The sequence below is a fragment of the Nostoc sp. NMS4 genome, assembly GCF_017115095.1.
GTDB lineage: Bacteria > Cyanobacteriota > Cyanobacteriia > Cyanobacteriales > Nostocaceae > Nostoc.
This window is the reverse complement of the sequence record NZ_JABXKI010000228.1, coordinates 1-17,148: the sequence shown is the minus strand read 5'-3', so window position 1 is coordinate 17,148 and position 17,148 is coordinate 1. Positions and strand designations below refer to the sequence as shown.

17 protein-coding genes are annotated in these 17,148 nt (G+C 40.4%); 6 read left to right on the top strand and 11 right to left on the bottom strand.

What is annotated here, in order from left to right:
• From HWQ37_RS20220 to HWQ37_RS20210, 3 genes are all read right to left on the bottom strand, one after another.
• The coding region (locus HWQ37_RS20220) for a superfamily I DNA/RNA helicase (protein WP_292750174.1) at positions 1-542 on the bottom strand (542 nt) is incomplete at its 3' end.
• Between the two features lie 83 nt (positions 543-625).
• A complete protein-coding gene (locus tag HWQ37_RS20215; RefSeq protein WP_465249709.1) occupies positions 626-1,783 on the bottom strand; it encodes a ParB/RepB/Spo0J family partition protein in 1,158 nt (385 codons plus the stop codon).
• Positions 1,780-2,550, bottom strand: coding sequence for a ParA family protein (locus tag HWQ37_RS20210; protein ID WP_292750172.1), 771 nt, complete (start codon positions 2,548-2,550; stop codon positions 1,780-1,782). Before HWQ37_RS20210 ends, HWQ37_RS20215 begins: the two co-directional genes overlap by 4 nt.
• A gap of 292 nt (positions 2,551-2,842) precedes the next feature.
• On the opposite strand from HWQ37_RS20210, the gene HWQ37_RS20205 reads away from it, so the two are divergent.
• Together HWQ37_RS20205 and HWQ37_RS20200 are read left to right on the top strand one after the other, a co-directional pair.
• Complete coding sequence (locus tag HWQ37_RS20205; RefSeq protein WP_292750169.1) at positions 2,843-6,181, top strand: hypothetical protein; 3,339 nt, start codon at positions 2,843-2,845, stop codon at positions 6,179-6,181.
• A 125-nt stretch (positions 6,182-6,306) separates the two neighbouring features.
• Complete coding sequence (locus tag HWQ37_RS20200; protein ID WP_292750167.1) at positions 6,307-7,686, top strand: hypothetical protein; 1,380 nt, start codon at positions 6,307-6,309, stop codon at positions 7,684-7,686.
• Positions 7,687-7,791: 105 nt separating this feature from the next.
• On the opposite strand, the gene HWQ37_RS20195 is transcribed toward HWQ37_RS20200, so the two are convergent.
• From HWQ37_RS20195 to HWQ37_RS20180, 4 genes are all read right to left on the bottom strand, one after another.
• Complete coding sequence (locus HWQ37_RS20195) at positions 7,792-8,715, bottom strand: nucleotidyl transferase AbiEii/AbiGii toxin family protein (protein ID WP_292750165.1); 924 nt, start codon at positions 8,713-8,715, stop codon at positions 7,792-7,794.
• Positions 8,699-9,112, bottom strand: coding sequence for a DUF6088 family protein (locus HWQ37_RS20190; RefSeq protein WP_292750162.1), 414 nt, complete (start codon positions 9,110-9,112; stop codon positions 8,699-8,701). Before HWQ37_RS20190 ends, HWQ37_RS20195 begins: the two co-directional genes overlap by 17 nt.
• 374 nt (positions 9,113-9,486) lie before the next feature.
• Entirely contained in the window at positions 9,487-9,909 is a 423-nt protein-coding gene (locus tag HWQ37_RS20185; RefSeq protein ID WP_292750160.1) for a hypothetical protein, read from the bottom strand.
• 72 nt (positions 9,910-9,981) lie between these two features.
• Positions 9,982-10,329, bottom strand: a complete 348-nt coding sequence (locus HWQ37_RS20180; protein ID WP_292750157.1) for a tyrosine-type recombinase/integrase — start codon at positions 10,327-10,329, stop codon at positions 9,982-9,984.
• Between the two features lie 160 nt (positions 10,330-10,489).
• On the opposite strand from HWQ37_RS20180, the gene HWQ37_RS20175 reads away from it, so the two are divergent.
• Entirely contained in the window at positions 10,490-11,782 is a 1,293-nt protein-coding gene (locus HWQ37_RS20175; protein ID WP_292750155.1) for a Z1 domain-containing protein, read from the top strand.
• Between the two features lie 15 nt (positions 11,783-11,797).
• On the opposite strand, the gene HWQ37_RS20170 is transcribed toward HWQ37_RS20175, so the two are convergent.
• A complete protein-coding gene (locus tag HWQ37_RS20170) occupies positions 11,798-12,025 on the bottom strand; it encodes a tyrosine-type recombinase/integrase (protein ID WP_292750152.1) in 228 nt (75 codons plus the stop codon).
• Positions 12,026-12,098: 73 nt separating this feature from the next.
• Here HWQ37_RS20170 and HWQ37_RS20165 point away from each other — a divergent pair, with 73 nt between their 5' ends.
• Positions 12,099-12,764, top strand: a complete 666-nt coding sequence (locus HWQ37_RS20165) for an Abi-alpha family protein (RefSeq protein WP_292750150.1) — start codon at positions 12,099-12,101, stop codon at positions 12,762-12,764.
• 97 nt (positions 12,765-12,861) lie between these two features.
• Here HWQ37_RS20165 and HWQ37_RS20160 read toward each other — a convergent pair whose 3' ends face one another.
• Positions 12,862-13,431 carry a tyrosine-type recombinase/integrase gene (locus HWQ37_RS20160; RefSeq protein WP_190900135.1) on the bottom strand — a complete coding sequence of 190 codons (570 nt, stop codon included), beginning with the start codon at positions 13,429-13,431 and terminating at the stop codon, positions 12,862-12,864.
• Positions 13,432-13,715: 284 nt separating this feature from the next.
• Between HWQ37_RS20160 and HWQ37_RS20155 the strand changes: the two genes are divergently transcribed.
• Both HWQ37_RS20155 and HWQ37_RS20150 read left to right on the top strand, forming a co-directional pair.
• The gene (locus tag HWQ37_RS20155) at positions 13,716-14,024 is read left to right on the top strand and encodes a hypothetical protein (RefSeq protein ID WP_292750144.1); all 309 of its coding nucleotides are present in this window, start codon (positions 13,716-13,718) and stop codon (positions 14,022-14,024) included.
• A gap of 20 nt (positions 14,025-14,044) precedes the next feature.
• Entirely contained in the window at positions 14,045-14,287 is a 243-nt protein-coding gene (locus HWQ37_RS20150; protein WP_292750141.1) for a hypothetical protein, read from the top strand.
• A gap of 103 nt (positions 14,288-14,390) precedes the next feature.
• On the opposite strand, the gene HWQ37_RS20145 is transcribed toward HWQ37_RS20150, so the two are convergent.
• Positions 14,391-15,173: a CU044_2847 family protein gene (locus HWQ37_RS20145; protein ID WP_292750138.1), complete on the bottom strand. Its 783-nt coding sequence runs from the start codon at positions 15,171-15,173 to the stop codon at positions 14,391-14,393.
• 247 nt (positions 15,174-15,420) lie between these two features.
• Positions 15,421-17,148, bottom strand: a 1,728-nt coding sequence (locus tag HWQ37_RS20140; RefSeq protein ID WP_292750136.1) for a hypothetical protein, incomplete at its 5' end; no start/stop codon positions are given.

Here is a 17,148-nt window from a genome sequence, read left to right as displayed (position 1 = left end):
GACCGCACGGGAAACGGCGGTATTTCAATCAGCCCCATAAAATCTTGTAGCGTCTTAAAGGGACGATTGAAAGTAGTTTCGAGAAAAACTTTCAACCCTTCCCTTGTTACCAGAGACTCAGCCGCTTCTTCCTCTAGCCCGTACCACTGCATCAAATTGGGAATAACAGGCTGAAACTCATATTCAGTTAAATTCCATCCGCTACTGCGATAATTGCCCTGGAATATTGTCGAAACGTTGATAGTGAACAACGGGCGAAATTGACGGCGATTCGATTCAACTACATAAAGCTGCGGGAAAGCTACAGCAATTGATGGTAATTTTGTTTGCTCAAAGTTCTTTGCACTTTTAAACGGTTGCTTTATGTTTTTAAATAAAGACTCGTCTATTAATAATTTATCGCCTACCAGATTTACCAGAGAGTCCCAGATGTTCGGTTGTTCTGAATCGTCAGCTTCTACTTTGGCATTACTCAAATTTTCAACATGGATGTAATCTAACCAAGCTTTGAGTAATGCTCGAATCTGTGAATCTGATGCCATCTCTGTTTCTCCCCTCGCACCCAATCATGAATCAAAGGTAAAAAGACTCTAAAAGTAGACATTACCTGACAATTTACCCCAAGTCACTCATCCCTTAGTAAGGCTTCGAGCTTGTTTAAAAGGTTTACTAGCTGCTTTTGCTTGTCTTTTTCTTTCCATAACTGACGCTTTTTAATGCGCTGGGTGATATTTTGAAGGCGGTCTGGTATTTGGTTAGATGCTTTCGAGTCGGGCGTTTGTTTATCATCCGTCCAAGCTGTGATTTTTTCTTTGATTTGGCTTAAAGACCAATCCGATGCTATCGCTTCGGACAAAAGTTTTTTTCGGATTTCATTATTTCTTACCCGCGCCAAGACTTGTGCTTTGGTGTATTCCAGTTGACCAGAACGCAGTGCTATTAAAATTTCTTCGGGCAGATTTAGCAAAGGTAAGCGTGTGGTGATGAACGATAGCCAATTCATGAGTCCCAAACTCTCAAACACCTGTTGTACCGTGTTTGATTGTTCTTCATCTAGGTTAGGAGAAACGTTTTTCCTAGATTCATTTTTCTCGGCTAACTGGTCAGAAATGTTGTCCTCAGATTGCGGATTATCTGGGTTAGGAGAAACGTTTTTCCTAGATTCATTTTTCTCGGCTAACTGGTCAGAAATGTTGTCCTCAGTTTGTGGATTATCTGAGTTAGGAAAAACGTTTTTCCTAGATTCATTTAATGAGGATTTTGACGGCTGTTCCCCCTTACTGTGAGCGTTTTTCATTCGATACAGCAAGGATTTCACGGCTTCTACATCGCAATGCAGCCGGATTGCCAACAGGTGCAAGATCCCTTCAGTTTCTTCAACGGGATTAAGGTCTTCTCGTTGCAGGTTTTCAATCAAAGCCAACTGAAACGCTTGGTCATCAGATAGCTCACGCACAACCACAGGCGCAACTTCAAGTAAAGCTTCCTGCCCTGCCCGATAGCGTCGTTCTCCTGCTACTAATTCGTATTTCCCAGAGCCTAGTGGACGCACCAACAGAGGTTGGAGGATGCCATGCTGCTTGACTGACGAGACTAATTCTTTTAATGCTTGTGGGTCAAAGTATCGTCGGGGCTGGTGTTGAGGCAGAACTATATCTGAGAGTTTGATAGTAGTTTCAGTAGCGGCTGGCAACTCGGCATCTGGGGAGGATAACCAAGGTGCAGGGGGTGGAGTTGTAATTTGACCCCCAAAGGGTTTGTCTGTTTGTTTGCGTCGGATCATAAAGCCTCCAAAGCCTTGGTGATTTCTTCAAGAATAGGGACTACAGAATGTTTAGGGTCAAATACTGCTAGAGGCGCACGTTCTTCTGACGCATCGACAAAAGCGGTAGCTCTAGGGATGGGTGGGAAGATCCGACCCCAAGCGGAAAGTTGTTCTTGGATGGCTGCCAATGCTCGTTTATCGGCTGAGTTCTGTTGAGCATACCGCGTGGGAATAAACCCGGCTATAGTGATTTTGCGGTTGGCTTTATTTTTTACGTGGGTGATAGTTTGTAAAAGCTCGTCTGTTCCCTCGAAGGCTTTTATATGGGTTTCAACGGGAACGAGTACGTGTGTGGCCGCGACTAAGGCGATATACGAAAGCAATCCTAAGCTGGGGGGACAATCTATAAGAATGAAGTCGTATTCATTTAGAACAGATTCAATGGCTTCCTTAAGGCGTAACTCGCGCATCGCAGCACTGACTAACTGCATTTCGGCTCCACTTAGGACTCGGCTTGCTGGAACCAAGTCCATGCCGTGAATGCCCTCATGAATCGGTAAGGGCTGCTCGTCGATAATGGCATCAGCAACGGTTTTTTGTAACTGAGATGGCACTAACCCCATGAATTTGGTCAAGCTTGCTTGGGGGTCTAGGTCAATGAGGAGAACCCGATGTTTTCGTTTTGCTAAGTGATATCCCAAATTTTGGGTCAGTGTCGATTTGGCGACACCACCCGCTTGGTTAAACAGGGCGATAATGCGGCAAAGAGGGTCAGAAGTTGACACTGGCTTTCGTTCCTAGAAGATACGATGATCTTTGGTCAACCGACTCGGTTTTAGTTTCCAGTGTACGTGGTGACGGTGAAAAAAGTTTATTTTTAGATATAAATTCCAGCAGATTTTATATAACTTCACCCAATTAGAATTAGCTGGAGGGGAAACCAAGCTGTTGTTTGAACACATTCGGCTACATGGAGTAATTCGCTCGTATGACGATTGTAAATTATAGTTCACTGGCTATAATAGTATTTCTGTACTTGCAGATTGTATTGTCTTTAGGCAAAGTTCTACTATATTTATGGCTGAAAAGCGTCAGCAACCTGAGTCAGTATCCTTCCGTCCTTCGGATTTCATGAGAGCGCGGCGACCTTATCTTTTCTCCGATACGCAAGTAGTTGGGGAGCCGTTGCTAGATCGAAACTTTTTGGAATATCACTTAGAAACATTGACTAGCCGTTGCCAAGAAAAGGATTTTGAACATTTCTGCCGCAGATTAGCTGAAAAAGAGCTTTGTCCTAACCTTTTACCGCAAACAGGCCCCACTGGAGGAGGAGACAGCAAGGTAGACTCTGAAACCTACCCTGTATCCGATGCTGTTTCACTTCGCTGGTATGAGGGAGTTGGGCGTGAAGCTGCCTCAGAACGTTGGGCATTTGCCGTCAGTGCAAAACAACAGTGGCGTTCAAAAGTTCGTTCTGATGTCCAAGGAATTGTAGAAACGCAGCGTGGCTACACTTTTATTTATTTCATCAGTAGTCGATATATCAAAGATAAAGATCGAGCCAATATTGAAGATGAACTGCGAAAACAGTACAACATTTATGTACGAGTTCTAGATAGAACTTGGATACTCGATAAGGTGTTTCAGAACAAGCGAGAAAATCTAGCTGTAGAAACTCTTAAAATCAATTTGCCTCTTACGCCAGCTGTTAAAAAGGGGGCTTTAGACACATCTCGTGAAGCTGAATTGAAAGAACTAGAGACGCAGATAAAAGATCCTATTCGTTATCAAGGTGTCGAGTATCAACTTGTTGAGGATTGTCTTGAGGCAGCTATTCTATCACGTGAACTTGAATTACCACGTGTAGAGGTTGAGGGACGTTTTGCACGAGCCGAGCGTATAGCCGAACAATATGGAATGCATCAGCAAAAGCTTCGGTGTGCTTACGCCAAAGCATGGACTGCTTATTGGTGGCATGATGACTTTCACACGTTTAACCGCATTTACAACGATGTTGAGCGTCTAGCAATTGAAAGCAGCCAAGTCACAGATATTGAAAAATTAGCTAATCTATGGCAACTTCTGTGGACAACCGTTCAACGGTCACAACTTGAAGCCTACGATGCAAAGCTAGAAGCACGAACTAAAACTCTACATACTGAATTACAGCGTCTCCAGGCTGATCAAGATAGACCAAGCACTGCCTTACAAGCAAGATCCATTGAGTTACTAATGGATCTAAGTGAGTCCAGACATGAACCTGCTGAGTTGAAAAGGATACTTGAGGAATTTCGCAAGGTATTTGCAGAGGGCGAAGGTTTAGTCAACTTTCCCGTAGCTCCATTGATCGAGATTCTCATGGAACTCGGTAAATATTTGCCTGATGATCCTGGCTTCGATGAACTGTTTGAAGCTGCACTTCTACTCTCTCAACAACGTGAAAGTAAAGCAACTTCAGGACGTATGCTCTTGACACGAGGAAGGCAGAAACTTCTTGGCGGAAACCGTTACGAAGCAATTCGTCTTCTTGGTCGAGCGCAGCATGACTTAGGTATGCATGAGTGTCGTGGTGAGTTAATTGCCGCACTAGCTCTATGTGCAAGTGCTTATGAGTCGGTAGGCTTACTGTGGGCTGCGCGTTCCAATATGCTCCTAGCAACATCCCAAGCTTTTAATGAGTTTTGGGAAAACGGCACAATTACTATTCAAGCCTTTGCCTGTCTACAACGTCTTGTCTGGCTCGAATTACAATTAGGCCGGATTCCAATCACACTCGCTTGGATTGACACCTCTACAGTTATTGCACAAGCAATTGGACTTGATGAAGAAGCTCAAGAGAAATTTATGCAAGAGAGAGAAACTCAAGATTTGGTACTTGGGATTCTTCTTCTTAAAACTGCTTTTAAGGACTTGCAGTGTTTAGAGTTTTTGCCAGCAGTTCTCGAAAAAATTGGATTTCATCATTCATTCATAGCATCGTTGTACGCACTAGGTTATGAAGATTATCTTCGTTCTAAGGGTTGGATTCCAGAGGAGGAAGATGAGGCAAGTGTACGTAAGTTTTTTAATGACTGGATAGCACAACCAGCAACTAATGACCTACCAGAACTACCGGAATTTTTAGCAGAGGATACAGTAGAACTCCGCTCACAAGTTCTTGGCTGCAATGTAGTTGCTGAAGTTTTAAATAACAGTAGATCGTTGTTTATTGCAGAGTCAATTCTTGCCGCATTTGAAGCTTTTCTGGCAACAAGTCTTGATTCGCAATTAATTCCTCATCAACCAAATATTAGATTTCAAATAATATCATCCGATTCTGTTGCTAACGTTATTGATTTTCATATTAAAGAGGAAGATGGGGAAACTTTTGAAACTCTCATAGAAGTAAAGCATTCTGCCAATGAATCTTACATAACAGGGCTTAATCCTGAATCATTAAACAAAACGTTGACTGAGTTAATTATTCAAGTAATTTTTAAGATAGCGTTTGTATCAAACCCGGAACAGTATTTTGAAAGACTTTTACAAGATGAACTGGCTTTTTCTCGCGCACTGGATTTTACAAACGTAGCTGTTGCTGTTTGGAATATTTTGGGTAAAAGTCCAAAACTGCAACTAACGGATTGGAGGTTAAGCGATAGTGATAAGCATTTTCCATCTCAACGAACAAATATTTGGAACACTGAAACAGTTCAGAATACCTTTCAACAACGAGCTAATGTAGTCTCACCCAAGCCAGGACAAGGTGAACCTCCGCCTGAACTCAAGAGTATCGATCACCTAAAACATCGCGATCGCAAAATTTTATCATTGATTAATGTCCATCTTTGGGATAAAGCTGGTTGGTGCGGAGTAGGCGTTGGATTTATACCGAATTCTCAAAATCTCCCACTCCTACAGCTTGCATTTTTATTTCGAGATGAAAATGCAAGCAAGAAAATTTTTGCTCAATGGCGAGAAGCTGTAGGAGACACAGATGTAGAAGAAAAAATCAGGGTATCTATTATTACTGGAATTGATGCTGATAATCCAGCAGCTTATCGTGTAGTTATTGGGACTAATCCCGATTGCCTGGAAGTTTCTAGTAACTCACAAGTCCTATTGGGTTATCGTATTCACACTATGGAACCAAGCAATTCTAGAAATATTGATCAATTTATCAGTGCATTTGAAAATTTGGGATTTTACATCCTTACACCAGGATATATAGCTCAAGACAGTTCCAGTCCAGATTTTTTCTGGGAGCTTGGAATTATGAAACGACAAATATCCATTCGTCCAGCATGGCAAATAGGAGAACATGATTTTGATATTTGTGGAATTAAACCTGACGATAAAATAATTATTCCTGAAGATGTCAAAGACCCTCCAGTAGTAGCTGCTTTGGCACGTTTGAGAAAACTAAAGTATAGGTAATTCTCTAAAAGCTGCTGAGTGTGAAGTGTGGCATCAGTTTACGGGTGTCCGCCGAGCTACTCAGATTGGGATGCACACTCAAAAGCTAGCACTTACTTGGCATATTTTATAGCATTTTTATCATTATGGATTTATTTACGCCTATTGTCCCTAAAGAGGAGCAACATAATCACTTTCTCTATATTACAGAACCAGGATTTTGCGAACCAGAGATTGAGGTTATTAAAAGTTGGGCTGATGGATTTATAGATCGCAATGGAAAACTGGTACAAGAATTTCAAACAAAGTTTAATTCCGTATTCTGGGAATTATATTTATTTGCCTGTTTTAAAGAACTCGGATGTAGCGTAGATACCTCACATGAAACTCCAGATTTTCTTGTAAGTTCACCCTATGGTGATTTCATTGCTGAAGCAGCAATAGCAAGTAATAGTGAAGGCTATAGACCAGAATGGGATAAAGATTACGATTTATTAGAAAATACTAGCATAAAGGACATACTAAGATTATCCGCAATTAGGCTCGAATTCTCTATAAATAAAAAGTCTAAGAAATTCCGTAAAGATTACTCTAAGCTTCCTCATGTTAAAAATAAACCATTTGTAATATGCGTTGCTCCCTTTGAGCAACCATTTTTTTTCTTGCAAGATTCTCTAGCAATTATCAGAGTCCTTTACGGATATGAAGAAGTTCTTTCAAGAAGAGATCCAGATGGTAATTTGACTATCATTGGAGATTCTTATAACTATAGAGTTCAAAAGAAACCTGGTTTTAATGTAAATGTTGGATTATTTACTAATTCTAAATTAAAGCACGTAAGTGCAGTAATCTTTAACAATAGAGCTACCTTTTGTAAGGTGCGTGCTTTAGCTAAGATTAGTAAATATCCAGTCCTATTTAGTGGCTCTAGATCATGCCAATCAGATCAGCAAGTAGGACTGTATAGATTTCTAGAAGAAAGGCCAATTTATAAAGAAACTATTGCTGATGGTTTACATATACTTATAAACCCGTTTGCTGAAAATCCTCTGAATTTAAAAGTTTTTGAAAATCGAGAAATTGCTTTACATAATTATGATCCAAAAACAGGTGATTATCTATCCTATATACCTAATAATTTCTTACTTCATAGAACTTGCACTAGTATTACTTCCGCAGACCATTTGCAAGAATTAAAAAAATCGTTAAAAGAACAAAACTACAAAGAACTAGAGCCTGAAATTTGGGAAGAAGATGATTTAATAGAGTTTGGCGGAAAGCTAGGATATATCTGTAATAATCACATGGCACATTATAAAGGGTGGAGTGTCATAGTGTCTCTTGACTCAATTGATCAAGATTGGAGTTCTATAGCAATTCAAAAGCTTTGTTATAGCATTTCAGAATTTCAGATCGAGAATAGTAAAGGCAGTCAAAATTCAATTCTTTTAGGAGAATTCTTCTCAACTAAAGATGAAGCTTATGTTGCTATGAAAAAGAAAATAGATGAATTTAAAGCTACATAGCACATTCAAAAATGTAAATACTCTATCCATTAATATTTTACTTCTTCAAACAGTGTCGAGTGCTAGGTTCAAAGTACCAGTCAACCTTGCCACTACTTACATTTTTTATTGAATCATGCTAATTATGCTTTTAACAGCGTCTATAGCTTCACTAAAAGTGGGGCATTCATCTTCTACAGCGTAAGACATTCCTGTAACAAATTGCTGATATTCATTAGCATACAAAGAATCATCTTCTAGTGTTAGCAGCATTTTTTGTAACAATTCAACTTCGGAGTTGGCTAATGATTTAATTCTTCCTCTGTCGTTCTCTATATCTTTTCGCATCACACCAACAACTAAATCCGAAAAATTTGAATAATTAAAAATTAAGCCTCGTAATGCTGTTAAATCATATAAATGGCGAATAAGAGATGGATCATCTTTTTCACTACTTCTGTTTCTAGATAACACTCGCCAGGTTAAAGCACTCAATTTCTCTGCTGCTGTTTCTATGGGTGAAACACAAGCTATTAAAGGAACTTCTGGTGATTGATCCATTGCTTGAGCAATAAAAGACTGTAAAGCCCTTTGTTCAACAGGCAAGGTAGGCACAATAAAATTAACCTCTAACTTTATATAAGGACGAAGTGCCGCAGTTATCTCAAAATTTTCTTTGTAGCGAATGTTGCAAGTGAATTTACGATTTGCATTTTCAGATTTTGGTTCCTCGTCCAATGACCATTCTGAACTACTTCCACGGATTACTTCAACAATTTGCTTTCGGTAATTACTACATTCATTGCGTGTAGGATTTGCTTTTGGCAAAATTACTTTGAAATCAAGGTCTTCCGAAAAACGCTTAATAAGTCCAAACCCTTTTGATAAGCTAGTTCCTCCCGAAAAAACTAACTGCACACCAAAATCATTCACAGCGATCAAGGATGCAATTATCCGCATAGCATACCAATCCTTCTCAACAAACGAAGGATCAACACCAAGATCACTGGCAATAATTTCTACAAGGTTTGAGTCAAGAAACGTATTCAAAGGTTACATATTTACCGTCGTAACCAATTTTACGTGAAACTCGCCCTTTAACACCAACAACTCGTCCGGTTGGAACTTGCGTTGTACGTCCTTGACTATAAGCTTGATCATAGCTTGATGCTACAACCTCTATCTGTAATTTTTTTAGAGCTTCAGTTGCTAGTTCACGTAACCCTCTACGGGTAACTATACGCTTTGATAAAGGAGAAAATACAGCTTTAGCGTAAAGCCCATAACCAATTTTTACGATTTTACCTTTTTTTACTAATTCCTTGAGACTACGCCCAATTTGAGTGTAGCTAGCAATGTCTACAAAATCCTTACGCATAAAGACATCACGATCGCTACTGTCAATTCGACGAGTGATTCTATCTTCTACTGTGTTAGGGGTTTTCATCTTTTTAGTCTCCCCTGGCGAGGATTAAGTGAAGTAGTAAAGACTTTCCGAGAGGTTTAATGGCTTTTATTAGCTCACAACATAATGATAAAGCAGGTTTGTTGAATTATGTAACTTAATTCAACAATAGTATTTAAAATGTTTATTTTCTGCTGCGTAAGTAGCAACCGACTCAAAATCTACTTACCATACGCACCGCACCAATCTCCATCAGGGGCTGGATGCTCTAGCGTAGGCGCGCCGCGATTTCGTGATAGCGGATTCTTGCGGCACTGAAGATGAAATACCACCTCAGACAGACCTGGGTGAAACTATTGCTGTACAAGGATTACAGGCAAAGGCTTACAATTATACCGTTTTGGCACGGTGATACCTTACATGCCAACAAATTTAAATAGAGGGGATAAAATTTGCCTCAATCTTCCTAGTTTATCATTCAATAATTCCTGTTTTTTAATATTAACTTTAGCTATAATAATCGCCTGTGATAACCCCGTTTGGCTACCTAATATTTTTATCCACTGGTTAACTTTATCTTGGAAAGCTTCGTTTATTTCTATAGCGTCTCCATAAAGAGATAGTTCTTTACCCATGATGAGATCGTTACTCAAACTTTTAATATTATCAATTAAATTAATATTAGAGCTATAGTATTTATCTACGCTAAGTGAGCTAGTCTTTTCTAATTCTTCAATTGCTTCTGTATACGTTTTAGGACGACTATATTTTGGTGCAATCTGTTCATCCACTAATTCAATTGCTTTAACATAAGCCTGTAATTCTCTTTTCTTAAGCATTATTTATTACCTGAAAAATCTCTTACTAATTCTATTTTAATAATACGTATTTAGTTTTGTTATAAACATTATTCAAAAATCCAAAGCAGAGATCGCGTTTTGCTTCTGCTTCTCAGTTACACCCAGATATCGCTCCAAAGCCGCCAAAGTCCGATGCCCCGATATCTCCTGAATATGACGCAACGGTATCCCGGCATCGCTCATCCTGGTTAACGCAGTCCTGCGGAAACTGTGGGTACTAACCCCCTCAATGCCCAGCCGCACACAGGTATCTCTGAGGATTTTGTCAGCGCTGACCTTGTGAATATGTAAGAGTCCATGCCTGCCGGGAAACAAAAACTCTTTGCGGCGGTTGGGGTTGTACTCTTCTATAGCGGTTCTTATTTGGGTGCAATATAGTAGCAACAGTGGGTAAACCAACCAATAATGTCTTTTTTTAGTTGAACATAACCTAGCCCTTGCATAGATTTGACCATGATCAATGATCAGGAATTCCTTTATGGCGCTGCGTTTTTGCGACTAATTGATCATGGAGAACGCCTCACAATAACTCACGCATCTTGGATACATTCCTCCCGGATTGAGACTATCTCTATGCTGTTTCTTCTTAGGTTCAATATATAAAATAAAATCTGCAAAAAATTCAGATGCTAAATACTCTTTTCTGGCTCATATTGACCACAAGCGCATCACTCATAGCACGTTGGAAAAGGTTATTCGTAGCTTTGTTGTGGAGCTTGATAAGGCTCTTCGAGGAAAGCTATCTGCTACAAAGCGTGAAGAAGCAATTAAGTGGCTAAATCAAGCCTATACAGAGTTAAGTGAAACAGCAAAAAATCTCCCACCACTCAATGATTTAGTTATAGAGCTAGAGCATGAGCTACGAAATGCCATACCAAAGGTTATTGATGCAAGTAATCCAGATAAAGAACTAAAGTATAGCCCAGGGATGAACATTCTTATAGGGGGTAACAGACTTGGCCGTGGTGTCACTATTGAGGGATTAATGATTACTTATTACGGACGTGATGCCAAGCTAAAGACGATGGATACAGTACATCAGCACGCACGAATGTTTGGTTATCGTCAGGAATTACTTGATGTGACTCGCCTTTTTCTGCCTCAGCATATTTTAGAAGATTTCCGAGCAATTCATGAAGCTGATGAGGGAATGCGCCAAGCTATAGGTGATGACCCTAACAATATTAACATTCAGCCCGTTTGGGTAGGGTCAAAACTGAAACCAACTCGTTCTAATGTCTTAAATCCGTCAGCAATTAATGCTTTTACACCTGGGATAGCTATTTTCCCCCCTGATCCACTCTGGAAAGCTTCGGAAATTAAGGAGCATACAGAGCATTTAACCAAGCTTTTAGAGCCGTATAGCGATGAAGATATGCTATATGAAGTAGATATTGACTTTTTACTGAATATTTTATCATATATGCCAAGTCGCCCTGCTGGTAATTATCCCTGGGAGGATAAACGAGTTCAAGAGGTACTCAAGGCCATGAAGAATACGGCAGGTATTCAGCAGGGACGGCTCAATGTTCGTCGGGGAAAAGAAACAAAAGGCAAGGGACTTAGATTAAAAAATAGACCGGCAAAAGATGGGTCAGGAACGTGGAGAGGAACTTCTGGTTTTACTAGCCCTGAATGGGTAAATAAGGCAAAGCAAGAATATCCTAATGTTCCTACACTTATTGTCATTTTGGAACAAGGTAGAAAAGAAGATGACTGGGAAGGTTTACCGTTCTATCTTCCAACTTTAGTTCTACCTAAAAACAAGTTTGTCTTCATGTTCAATTACTCAGACACTGCTGAAGAATTGGAAGATGATATAGACTTGCAGGATTCAAAAACAAGTACGTGATGTAGCGATCGCTAATTAAAACGGCTCAGACCATCGCTTAACTAAAACCTCCCCAGAACTCCTATCAGGGCTAACGTGTAAATATTTACTCGTGGTATCCAAACTTGTATGCCCTAAAGTAGCCTGAACCAAATGCACCGGAACACCTTCATCTAATGCGTGGGTAGCATGACTGTGCCTAAACCAGTGCGCTGAAACATTCATGGCATTCTCTAATTCTGCTGCTGCCGCAGCCCTCTTCACCACTCAGGCAAGCGTTACAGTATAGTTTAAGCTGTTAGAAGCATTTAAAGTTACTAGAAAAAAGAGGATTTATATGAGTGATTGGCTAGCAATATTTTCAGGTGCTGCATTTGCTCTAACAGTTAAGGGCGATATATACAAATTTCTTTCAAAAGTTTTTGAAGGAGTGGATGGAATTGCGATTGAAACAGTTATCAATGAGGTGAGATGTTTTAATGCAAAAAGAACAGCAAAGGCTATGGAAGAAATTTATGAAAGACTTAATCATGCAGGAATAGAACCGAAAAAAGTACCTATAAAAACCTTAATACCAATACTTGAAAATATTTCAATCGAAGAAGATGAAATATTAAGCGATAAATGGTCTAAGTTATTAGAATCGTCTATTAAAGGAACGTTTATTCATCCATCTTATATAGATATTTTGGAGAAAATATCACCTAATGACGCAAAGGTACTAGACATTATATTTAAACAGTCTGAAATCAAATCAATAAAAGATTTTTCTATAAATCGGTTAATCTCAGAAGTAAATATCAAAGCAGAAATGAGCAAAGAAGATTTAATAGAAAGTCTGGAAATATTATTGAATAAATCCTTAATAAATATAGATGGAGTAAGCAAAATGCCGAATTTATCTCTTATAGACCTTAATGATACAACACCTCAATTAACAACTATAGGCAAAAAATTTATGAGATTAGTCACAGAAAAAGAAGAGAAAAATAATAAAGATTGATCAAAATGGCATTGAGCCGAGATTTAAGTAATTTTCTGCAAGAGACACTATTTCTATACAGCCGTTTCCTTCCGTATAGAATCTCGTATAGAAATATTCAAAAATCCAAAGCAGAGATCGCGTTTTGCTTCTGCTTCTCAGTTACCCCCAGATATCGCTCTAAAGCTGCCAAAGTCCGATGCCCCGATATCTCCTGTATGTGGCGCAACGGTATTCCTGCATCGCTCATCCTAGTTAACGCCGTCCTCCGAAAGCTGTGGGTACTCACGCCCTCAATGCCCAGACGCACACAGGTATCTCTGAGGATTTTATCAGCACTGACCTTGTGGATGTGTAAGAGTCCATGCCTGCCGGGAAACAAGAACTCCTTGCGGCGGTTAGGATTGTACTCTTCTAAATACTGCTTCAGCTTCGGATGCACTTGGATTTCCCTGGTGTCTCGCTTGCCTTTGGTGTTCACGCTGCGTAATACTAACACGCCTCTGACACCATTGCTGCCAAACACATCTTTCACCGCCAAAGTGCAAGCTTCGTTGATCCGGCAGGCTGCGTAAAGGCACACGCCAAACAGAGCGCGATCGCGTGGGTTGACAAAGCCCTCGGTAAATAGGACATTAATTTGGTCGGGGGTGAGGATTTCTGCTCTACCGAATCGGTTGATTTTCATAGGGTCTAGCTTACATTGTCTAACCCCAATTAAACAATGTAAGTCACCAAAAACCCTATTCTATCGTGAGCGATGACACCCGATTAACCCAAGCTTATCAATCAGCACGACAGCACAATCGCTAGAAGCCTCATTCTTTCGTAGGCTGATAAAAATAGCTTATCCGAAGAGCGCGATGACCACTTACAGGTATGATCCATATTTGTCTATACCGCAGTCTATACAGGTGTTGGCATTAAAACTTGTAGTGCCAACTAGGGGAATTTTGACAATACAGATGCAAGGTGGAGAACAGCCCGACAGTACCACAGCTATATATTGATATCGCTGTTGATATCATCTTGGGAATTGAAAATACTGAGGAGGAAGATTTTTATGGAGAGTTTCAGCCTTGGTTACAGAAAAAGCTAGGAATAACAATGGTAAGCTCTTGGTCGAAAATGATTATGCTTTACTGTCACGATGAAAAGGCTGGTTTTGAAAAGTGCTTTAATTTGTTGGATGAGTTTAAACAACGAAATCAGAATTTAGATGCAAATGAGGTTAATAATATATGTGAAGATGATCTTGACGAGATAAGGACGGATGTATAAACGCAGCTACAGCAAATTCGGTGCCTGTAAGAAGAGCAGAGTTCAATAGCAGGGCTGGAATCATTGAGCCTCCTCTAAATAGTTGCTTAAACTCCACACCACTTTTTAAATTAATTACCCCAACGACAACTTCAAATCGCTGCCCTAACCAACAATCTAAGCTGCACAACGGTCGCGCTCACCGGACGCAGATAGCTTTTGAAACACAATCAACCATATTAAATAGTTCCGGTGCAGCGCGGTTGTTAGGCATCTTCCGCTAAAATGTATCAAAAAGCACTAACCATACTTGGTTCAATTTTACAATTATTTCTTCCTCTAAAATCTCTTCTAGCAAAATCTAGGAAGGGCAATACTACATTAAGACTACTCAGATTCTTTGTTATCTTTAATATTTTTAGTAGATGAAGCTTGATTGGTAGATTGCCCGAAGAAATATCCAAGTATGAGAAGAAAAGCACTATTAAGAGTTTCCGGAATTGTAATTTTAAAGCCAATAGCAACTATATGAGCTAAAGCAATAAGTATTAATAGAATAGCTCCAATAATAGTTGCAGCAGATTCACGCTCCAGAAAAGAGAGGAAAACCTTAGAACGTCTCTCCCATAACTCTACAGAAAGCTTTAATTTCTCTGACTCAGTTTTCTCTATTTGTTCACTCTGAACATTAATGACTTGCTGATATTGTTCTTTAAGACTCTGAGATTCTAAAATATATTGGTTCAGTTCTTTTTTTAACCTCTCCTGATCATCCTTATCTATTACTTTTTTATTGATTAAATCCTGCAAGCTTTCTACTTTCTCATTATTCTCTGATGATCTTATCCTTTCTAAGATAAGCTTCTTTCGTTCTAGAAGAGTTGGAAGTATTGTTATCTGATAATGCGCTTCTGAATCACCTCGCGTAACGTAGGGAATTCCCGCTTCACCTCCCATTGCAATATTGAATTTTGGAAAGCTGTCAGGATTGGCAATAGCATCATTCACACGCTCCAAGCTGTCTTTAAGCTCCTGTAAGGTTTGACCCTCAATCTGGGATTTGCCTAAGCCTAGAAGAATAAGCTGCTCCTCATACTGTATCGCTAGAGCCTGCTGTATACCTTTTGATTTATTAGAAAAACTTTTTCTTGCATCATCAACTATACCCAAAATTTATCCTCCTATTAAGCTCTGCTAATCTAGCAGTTTCAAAATATCCTATTTACTAATATCCGCCAGTTCACGTACTGAATTTAGTAAACAACTTATTCATATCAACCAGCATAATTTTATGCAGAGATCAACAACCACAATAACATAAACTTTTCTGCGGGTGAACCTATCTAGTTTCTGTCTGCTCTGTCCCTTGCTGTACAAGGATTCTGTCTAATTCTGTCCGTTCTGTCCGTCTGTCTGCTCAATGGCTGATTTCGATGGTATTTGCATCCAGCCAGACGGCCAGACTGTTTTCAACCAACTCATTAAACAGTCGCTTTAGCTCCTCGGAACTGAAGCGTTGACCTTTTACCTTAAAGTTTGGCTGTATCTCCTGTATGACTGCCGATGTTCTTCCTGTGCGCTGGAGGTATTGCAGCAGTGATTGGGCAATGGGTGTTAAGGATTGGGTAGAGCTAGACTCTGCCGGGGGCTTATCTAAATTAAATTCCAGTTGCCAGATGCGCTCTGCTATTTCGGAGTCGGTTGAAAGTTTTGGCTCTACATGACTGGTATTGCTTTGAGCATCGCTTATCACAGATTCATCAAGCCTAAAATCAATTCGCTTGGCTTTGAGCTTAGGCAGTTCAATATCAATCCATTGCCCATGCCCAGGTAGCTTAATCCTACCCTGACCGCTAGCTTTAGCTTCCGTGGTGATTGGGTCAATCGTTGCGATTAGTTCAACTTCTAACAGTGCCGCATCCCGAAGTTTTGATAACCCTTTGGCTTTAGCTAAAATCTCCATCGTCCGATCATGAGCGACAAACAAAGGAATCATTAATTGTTTACGAGATTCAGTCATGGCACAGCGAAACCATTTACCAACAAAATCCGGGTCGGGCTTCCATTTTTCATCCTCACAATCGTCTGGCATTGGCTCAACAATGTTATCTGTCCAAGTTGTAAATTCTTCACAGATAACTGATAGCATCTTGCCCGATGCTCTTAGGTTCTCCGTCCACTGTTCTTCAGTCATGCCGCTCTTGCGGTAATCTTCATAGCGCTGGCGCATTTCATCCATGTACCATTGCATGAAGAGAGCTATTTCTTTGTAGCCAGTAATCAGCCTTACGCCTTTCCACTCGACCTGTGTGCCGTGAGGGTCAAGCGCTACGATGTTCCATCCGGCTTGTACTTTCTTCCAAATAATTTCTCTAGTAGTCCAGGATTTACCCGCACCCATACCACCAAATATCAGAGTGGGGTAGCCGATGGTGTTGTTAATCCAGCGATATTTGTCACTAGAGGCAATCGCTCCTGGCTCAGATCCAGTAACCTTGTCGTTCGGGTCAATCGTCCCCGCTAAAGTCTGGCTACCTTGTAGATAAGGCGTTTTCATCTCACGTAGCTGCAAAATGTACTGTGCCTTCTGTTCTTCGGTCATCCCAGCCGTTTGCGCCTCAAAAATAGCGTCAGTTGCCTCCATCTGCGTAACTTCAATTTCCGTGTGGGCATAAATCTCAGCTTTTTGGATATCCACAGTGCGATCATTGGCCACTAGATCCAGGTCAGCTTGTAATTGAACTTCTGCGATCGCAACGTCTCGGTAACTCTCTAACAACTCGGAACGTGCGGCCATCTCTGCCTTTGCTGCGTCCCGTTTTTGGGCGATGTCTTCAAAAACTGCTCTCTGCTTCTCCTCATTTTGACAATGGCGAAGCATCCACCCAGCTAGGGCAAACCCCAGGAATCCACCAAACGCCCAAAACGGTTTGTATGGGTTAGTCGCTTTCACTAAGCCGTTAACTCCGGTTGCTGGGTCACGTACTACTTGGCGCGGCATTCCATCACTCTTCCACTGTGACCAATAAAATGGGGTCATCCTGAAAGGTCGTCCATTTTTATCCTCACAGGTCAATGTTTTCTGTGGGGTTTTCAAACAGAAGTAAACGCGATCGCTGCTGGTTCCCTGCCACGCCATTGCAGC